Here is a 6,841-nt window from a genome sequence, read left to right as displayed (position 1 = left end):
AGGCGCGGGTGTCGTCGTTGAAGCCGACGGTGTTGTAGAAGCCGGCGGTCTCGGTGACCATCTCGCGGAAGCGGCGCATGCCTTCCGGGCTGTCGTGGAACCACCAGGAGGGGCCGAGGCGCAGCGCCGGGTAATGCCCGGCCAGCGGCGCCAGTTCGCGGCTGTAGCTGGTCTCGTCCAGGGTGAACAGGATGATGGTCAGGTCGCGCTCGTTGCCGACGCGGTCGAGCAGCGGTTTCAGGGCGCGCACGTACTCGGTGCCGGTCGGGATGTCGGCGCCCTTGTCGCGGCCGTACGCGGCGAAGAGTTGCGGGTTGTGGTTGCGGAAGCTGCCGGGGTGGATCTGCATGACCAGCCCGTCCTCCAGGCTCATGCGCGCCATCTCGGTCAGCATCTGGCCGCGGAACAGCTCGGCCTCGGCCGGGGTGATGGTGCCGCGCAGCGCCTTGGCGAACAGGGATTCGGCTTGCGCGCGGGAGAGGTCGGCCGTCGTGGCGGTGGGGTGGCCATGGTCTGTCGAGGTGGCGCCGCCGACCTCCTTGAAGTACCGGCGGCGGTTGGCCAGTGCGGCGAGGTAGCCGCTCCAGGTCGCGGCGTCCTCGCCGGTGAGGGCGCCCAGCCGTTCGACGTTGGCCCGGAAGCCCTCGAACTCCGGATCGACGACCGGGTCGGGGCGGAAGGCGGTGACGACGCGGCCCTTCCAGCCGCTTTCGCGGATCGCCCGGTGGTGCTCCAGCGGGTCGAGCGGCGACTCGGTGGTGGCGATGACCTCGATGTTGAAGCGCTCGAACAGGGCGCGCGGGCGGTACTCGGGGCGGCGCAGGCGCTCGTCCACCTGATCGTAGATGCGGTCGGCGGTGGCCGGGCTCAGGCGCTCGGTGACGCCGAAGACGGTCTCCAGCGCGTGCTCCAGCCACAGCCGGGTCGGCGTGCCGCGGAACAGATGCCAGTGCGCGGCGAAGCGGCGCCAGATCGTGCGGGAGTCGGTCTCCACCGCGGCGCCGTCCTTGCGCGGGATGCCGAGCTCCTCCAGCCGGACGCCCTGGCTGTAGAGCATGCGATAGATGTAGTGGTCGGGCACCACGAACAGCGCCGCCGGGTCGGGAAAGGCGTTGTTCTTCGCGAACCACGCCGGGTCGGTGTGGCCGTGCGGGCTGATGATCGGCAGGTGTCCGACCCGGGCGTACAGCCGGCGCGCGATGGCGCGCTGCGTCGGGTCGCTCGCAAAGAGCCGGTCTTCGTGGAGCATGTCCGTCCCCTATCGCTATTTTTTGGGTGCGTCGGGTGGCTCGTCCTTCGAGCCGCATGGAACCGCGCCGCCGCCGCCACCACCGACAAATCGGGCCGCCGGTCGGGGGAACCGGCGGCCCAGGTATTCGGGAAAAACGTCAGTCAGCGCAACCATGCGCCCCGCGGGACTGCACCAAAAACCGCGAGGGCACTTTTATACTAGAATATTAGTGGAAAAGCGCAAGCCGAATCTGTTGGGGGCGCGCACAAAGGAAAAGGGGGCGGGTTTGGGCCCGGCCCCCTCTCGTCATGTAGCGCTTGCCCCCACCCCCAACCCCTCCCCCGCTGCGCAGGGGAGGGAGGCAATGGTCAGCCGCGGGCCTTCGCCTCGATGCGGCGGCGGTGCAGGACGGGCTCGGTGTAGCCGTTGGGCTGCTCGCGGCCCTTGAACACCAGATCGCAGGCCGCCTGGAACGCGACGCTCGTGTCGAAGCCGGGTGCCATCGGGCGGTACAGCGGGTCGCCGGCGTTCTGCTGATCGACCACCGCGGCCATGCGCTTCATCGTCTCCGTCACCTGCGCCTCGGTGGCGATGCCGTGGTGCAGCCAGTTGGCGATGTGTTGGCTGGAGATGCGCAGCGTCGCGCGGTCCTCCATCAGGCCGACGTTGTTGATGTCCGGCACCTTCGAGCACCCGACACCCTGGTCGATCCAGCGGACCACGTAGCCCAGGATGCCCTGGGCGTTGTTGTCCAGCTCCTGCTGGATCTCGGCCTCCGACCAGTTCGGGCGGTCGGCCAGCGGGATGGTCAGGATGGCGTCCAGGTCGGCGCGGGTGCGGCTGGCCAGCTCGGCCTGACGCTCGGCGACGTTGACCTGATGATAGTGCAGCGCGTGCAGCGTCGCCGCGGTGGGCGAGGGCACCCAGGCGGTGTTGGCGCCGGCCTGCGGGTGCATGATCTTGATCTTCAGCATGTCGGCCATCAGGTCCGGCATCGCCCACATGCCCTTGCCGATCTGCGCCCGGCCCTTCAGGCCGCACAGCAGGCCGGTGTCGACGTTCCAGTCCTCGTAGGCCTTGATCCACGCGGCGTTCTTGATATCGCCCTTGCGGATGACCGGACCCGCCTCCATGGCGGTGTGGATCTCGTCGCCGGTGCGGTCGAGGAAGCCGGTGTTGATGAACACCACCCGCTCCGCCGCGGCGCGGATGCACTCCTTGAGGTTCACCGTGGTGCGGCGCTCCTCGTCCATGATGCCCATCTTGAGGGTGTTGCGGGCCATGCCCAGCGCGTCCTCGACGCGGCCGAACAGCTCGGACGCGAAGGCGACCTCCTCGGGGCCGTGCATCTTCGGCTTGACGATGTACATCGAGCCGGCGCGGCTGTTGCGGTGCGTGCCCAGGCCCTTCAGGTCGTGCAGCGCGATGGCGGCGGTGCAGATGGCGTCGAGGATGCCCTCCGGCGCCTCGCTGCCGTCCTTCAGCAGCACGGCGCTGTTGGTCATCAGGTGGCCGACGTTGCGCACCAGCATCAGGCTGCGGCCGTGCAGCGTCAGGGTGCCGCCGGCCGGGGTCGTGTAGGTGCGGTCGGGGTTAAGCCTGCGCTCGACCGTGCCGCTGCCCTTGGGGAAGGTGGCGGTCAGGTCGCCCTTCATCAGGCCCAGCCAGTTGCGGTAGGCGACGGCCTTGTCCTCGGCGTCCACCGCGGCGACCGAGTCCTCGCAGTCCATGATGGTGGTCAGCGCCGACTCGACGACCAGGTCGGCCACGCCGGCCGGATCGGTCTTGCCGATGGCGTGGGCGCGGTCGATGCGGATCTCCAGGTGCAGGCCGTTGTTGGCGAGCAGGATGGCGGCGGGCGCCGCGGCCTCGCCGGTGTAGCCGACGAACTTGGCCGGATCCTTCAGGCCGGTGGCAGAGCCGTCGGCCAGCGCCACCTTCAGCGCGCCGCCCTCGACCGTGTAGCCGGTGGCGTCGCGGTGCGAGCCGGCGGCCAGCGGGGCGGCGCCGTCCAGGACGGTGCGGGCGAAGGCGATGACCTTCTCGCCGCGCTTCGGGTTGTAGCCGACGCCGCGCCCGGCGCCGTCGGCGTCGGGGATCGCGTCGGTGCCGTACAGCGCGTCGTACAGGCTGCCCCAGCGCGCGTTGGCGGCGTTGAGCGCATAGCGCGCGTTCATCACCGGCACCACCAGCTGCGGGCCGGCGGTGGTGGAGATCTCCGGATCGACGTTGGTCGTCGTGACCTGGAAGTCCGCGCCCTCGGGCAGCAGGTAGCCGATCTCCTTCAGAAAGGCCTTGTAGCCGGCGAAGTCGGCCGGCTGGCCGCGGCGCCCGCGGTAGTAGGCGTCGATCTTCGCCTGCAACTCGTCGCGCTTGGCGAGCAGCGCGCGGTTGCGCGGCGCCAGATCGTGCAGGATGGCGTCGAGCGCCGACCAAAACTGCTGCGGCGACACGCCGGTGCCCGGCAGCGCCTCGTTCTCCATGAACCGGTGAAGTTCAGCCGCGATCTGCAACCCGCCGACCTGAATGCGTTCGGTCACCATATGTCCTTTTCCTCCTAAGTCGATTTCCCTGCGGTGCTTAGGTTTTTTTGAGTGGCTGACGCGTTTCACCGCATGCCCCCGGGGGCATCCGGCGACACCGTACACGGTCGCGTGCCAGGAATCTCCCCCGAATTAAGGAGGACGCGTCAGCCTGGGAAGAAGCGCTCGCGCCCCATTTCGATGACCGCACGCGCCGCCCAGGCGCCCGCCGCGATGCCCAGGACATCGCCCGTCAGGTCGCTCAGGCTGGCGTCGCGGCCGACCATTCCCTGCACCACCTCGATCATCCCGCCCAGCGCCGCCAGCCCGGCCAGCGCCAGCAGCAGCGACCGGCGGTCGGGGGCGGCGGCGAGCGCCAGACCGCCCAGCACGGCGAACACCCCGGCGTGCACCAGCTTGTCGATGCCGTGGCCGGGCGGTTCCAGGCCCGGCTGCAGGGCGGCCCAGAAGGCGAAGGCGGCGGCGGCGATCAGCAGCGCTGCGGCGAGACGGCGCAGCGGGGCGGGCAGGGGCGTGTGTTCGGGCATGGGTCTCGGGAAGGGTGGCGACGGAGGCCCACAGCTGTACCGGAAGGCCCTGCCGCGGTGCGACATCCACGGCGGGGTACCCTGTCCAGATGGGGTACGGCGCGGGTTTCGTGCAAAACCCGATCGAGTTTTACGTGTTGTTAACCTTAACAAGGCATGAATTGCTCATCGACGCGCTGCTCCCCGCGGCGCCTTCAAAACGGTTTCGACGGGCCTTCGCGCCCCGGAGGGGGACACCCCCTCCCCCAGTGAAAAAACAGTAGGAAGAGTAGAGCCATGACCGACCTTTACGTCTCGACCAACGGTTCGGACAACAACGCGGGCACCCAGGCTTCGCCGTTCCGGACCATCGAGCGCGCCGCGGATGCGGCCTCGTCGGGCAGCACCGTCCACGTCGCCGCCGGCACCTACGAGGGCGGCTTCCAGACGACGACGAGCGGCGTGACCTACGTCTCCGACGTGAAGGGGGCGGCGAAGATCGTCCCGGGCGCCGGCAACGACAGCACCGAGGCGTGGGACAACCGCGGCACCAACGTCACCATCGACGGCTTCGAGATCGACGGCAGCGCCTACAAGGGCGGCACGCCGTGGCTGTTCGGGGTGTACACCACCGGTTCGAACTCGGTGGTGCAGAACATGAAGGTGCACGACATCGTCCACACCGACAGCGCGCTGGACGCGGCCAAGAGCGGTGGCCAGGGCGGTGCGGGCATCATGGGCGACGGCTACTACGGCGGCACCAACATCAAGGTCATCGACAACGACGTCTACCGCATCGGCCCGGACAGCGAGGCGAGCAGCCTGGTGCACGGCATCTACATGGCCACCAACGGTGAGGTGTCCGGCAACGAGGTGTTCTGGGTGATCGGCGACGGCGTCACCTCGTGGCACGACGCCAGCAACCTGAGCATCACCGGCAACAAGATCGGCTGGGTGCACGGCGCCGGCGTGATGATCGGCTCGGGCGACACCTACAACAGCAGCGCCCCGAACGATTACTCGAAGGTGACCGGCAACGTCATCACCCACGCCGGCAAGGGTGTGGAGGAGGCGGGCAACGTCGGCTCGCACAACGTCTACAGCGGCAACACGCTGACCGCCAACGGCACCGACTGGCAGCTGAAGTCCGGCGCCAGCGCGTCGGCCGCCATGGAACTGGTGCCCGAGCACCTGACGCTGGTCCAGCAGGCCGCCGCGCCGGCCGCCGCCGAGACGGTCGCCGTGGCCCACGCCGAGGCGCTGCCGGTGTACGACGCGGTGGCCGGCTTCGAGATGCACACGCTGCACGACGATCTGGCGTCGGCGGTGCACTGACGACAGCAAGGGTCACGCACAAAAGCAAGGGCCGCTCGAAAGAGCGGCCCTTGTCTGTTGCCGAGGCCGGTCCGCCGCACCTCCCGCCAATGAGGGTCTTGGGTTTCCGGCATTGTCCCGCGGCTGGGGAAATACTGGCAGACCGGGACGGTTCGGGGAACGAATCTTCGGTGCATAAGGAATGTGCAAAGGGGTGGACGGGTCGGGGTACCCATCCACCCCTTTCGTCGTCATCACACCGCGCACACCTCGGCGCGTTCGAACACGTGCTCGCGGTACCAGTCGTAGGTCTTCTGCACGCCGGTGCGCAGATCGACGCGGGAGCGGAAGCCGGTCGCCTCGACGGCCTTGCCCATGTCCGGCGCGCGCCGCGTCGGCGAGCCCGGATGCTCCGGCAGCGCCCGGACCGGGTTGGCGCGGCCGACCACGTCGAGGATCACCTGCGCCACGTCGCCGATGCGCACCTCCGGCGCCTGGGTGCCGACGTTGAAGGTCTGGTTGGCGCAGGCCGGCAGCATGACCATGCGCACCAGGTACTCCACCGCGTCGTCCACGTAGCAGAAGGAGCGGCTGTGTTCGACGCTCGCCACCTCCAGCGGCGCGTCGCCGGTCAGCCGCTGCGCCTTCTCCAGCAGCTGCGGCACCACGTGCGACATCCCCATGCGCGGGCCGTAGACGTTGTGGAAGCGCACGATGGTGAAGGGCACGCCGGAGAAGCGCACCATCGCCTCGCCGTACAGCTTGGACAGCATGTAGGAGGTGCGCGGCTCGGTCAGGTCGCCGCAGGTCAGCGGCGTGTCCTCCGGCGTCGGCACCGGAATCCCGAAGGCCTGGAGGGTGCCGGCGTAGATCTCGCTGGTCGAGGCGAACAGGATGCGCCCCAGCGCCCGCTGCCGCCGGCCCAGCCGGATCACCGTGTCGAGCATCGCGGCGTTCGCCGTCAGCACCTCGTAGGGGCGGGAGCGGACGTGCTGCACGCCGATGATGGCGGCCAAGTGGAAGATGCGGTCGTAGTCGGTGTCCAGCGCGTCCGCCGTGGCGGGGTCGCGCAGGTCGGCCTCGATCATCCGCACGCCGGGCTGGGCGAGCAGCTCCTGCAGCGCGTCGTCGCGCACGCCGCGGGCGTGGTTGTCGAGGATGTCCACCGCGTAGCCGCGCCCGGCGAGCGCGCGGGCGAGGTGGTAGCCGATGAAGCCGGCGCCGCCGGTCACGAGTGCCTTGAGCAT

Annotated in this window: 5 protein-coding genes; 1 reads left to right on the top strand and 4 read right to left on the bottom strand. The window is 69.4% G+C overall.

The annotated features are described in order from the left end of the window. From uxaC to TSO221_RS22720, 3 genes are all read right to left on the bottom strand, one after another. Positions 1-1,249: glucuronate isomerase (uxaC, locus tag TSO221_RS22730; RefSeq protein WP_109120804.1), on the bottom strand; the 1,249-nt coding region annotated here is incomplete at its 3' end. Between the two features lie 350 nt (positions 1,250-1,599). After that, complete coding sequence (locus TSO221_RS22725; protein WP_109120810.1) at positions 1,600-3,771, bottom strand: malate synthase G; 2,172 nt, start codon at positions 3,769-3,771, stop codon at positions 1,600-1,602. Between the two features lie 149 nt (positions 3,772-3,920). Continuing rightward, positions 3,921-4,301 carry a hypothetical protein gene (locus tag TSO221_RS22720; protein ID WP_109120803.1) on the bottom strand — a complete coding sequence of 127 codons (381 nt, stop codon included), beginning with the start codon at positions 4,299-4,301 and terminating at the stop codon, positions 3,921-3,923. Between the two features lie 276 nt (positions 4,302-4,577). Here TSO221_RS22720 and TSO221_RS22715 point away from each other — a divergent pair, with 276 nt between their 5' ends. Continuing rightward, positions 4,578-5,615: a DUF1565 domain-containing protein gene (locus TSO221_RS22715; protein WP_109120802.1), complete on the top strand. Its 1,038-nt coding sequence runs from the start codon at positions 4,578-4,580 to the stop codon at positions 5,613-5,615. Positions 5,616-5,848: 233 nt separating this feature from the next. On the opposite strand, the gene TSO221_RS22710 is transcribed toward TSO221_RS22715, so the two are convergent. Further along, entirely contained in the window at positions 5,849-6,841 is a 993-nt protein-coding gene (locus TSO221_RS22710; protein ID WP_109120801.1) for an NAD-dependent epimerase/dehydratase family protein, read from the bottom strand.

The organism is Azospirillum sp. TSO22-1 (genome assembly GCF_003116015.1).
In the GTDB taxonomy this organism is placed as follows: Bacteria; Pseudomonadota; Alphaproteobacteria; order Azospirillales; family Azospirillaceae; genus Azospirillum.
The sequence above is the reverse complement of the archived record's forward strand: the minus strand, read 5'-3'. Positions and strand labels throughout refer to the sequence as shown.

Bases quoted from the DNA above. Each gene is read 5' to 3' on its own strand.
- TSO221_RS22720 (WP_109120803.1), bottom strand. From the start codon at position 4,301: ATGCCCGAACACACGCCCCTGCCCGCCCCGCTGCGCCGTCTCGCCGCA.
- TSO221_RS22715 (WP_109120802.1), top strand. From the start codon at position 4,578: ATGACCGACCTTTACGTCTCGACCAACGGTTCGGACAACAACGCGGGC.
- TSO221_RS22710 (WP_109120801.1), bottom strand. From the start codon at position 6,841: ATGCTCAAGGCACTCGTGACCGGCGGCGCCGGCTTCATCGGCTACCAC.